The organism is Mammaliicoccus stepanovicii (genome assembly GCF_002902525.1).
Taxonomy (GTDB): domain Bacteria; phylum Bacillota; class Bacilli; order Staphylococcales; family Staphylococcaceae; genus Mammaliicoccus; species Mammaliicoccus stepanovicii.
The window spans coordinates 1-254 of the sequence record NZ_PPQZ01000059.1; the positions used below are offsets into that span (position 1 = coordinate 1).

Annotated in this window: 1 rRNA gene; it reads left to right on the plus strand. The window is 40.2% G+C overall.

Annotated elements, in window-relative coordinates:
* Positions 1-137: 137 nt before the first annotated feature.
* Positions 138-252, plus strand: a 5S ribosomal RNA gene (gene rrf / locus CD111_RS08955).
* Positions 253-254 lie beyond the last annotated feature (2 nt).

Here is a 254-nt window from a genome sequence, read left to right on the forward strand (position 1 = left end):
TCGATCGAAGACTTAATCAAATTTTAAAAATCGGTTTTAGCCGTAAAATCTGCTTACTATCTAGTTTTGAATGTGCAATACATTCTAACTGAATTAAATAAGAAAGTACGCAAGTACTGACTTAATTCAATTATTTGTCTGGTGACGATAGCAAAGAGGTCACACCTGTTCCCATGCCGAACACAGAAGTTAAGCTCTTTAGCGCCGATGGTAGTTGGGCTTACGTTCCGCGAGAGTAGGACGTTGCCGGGCAA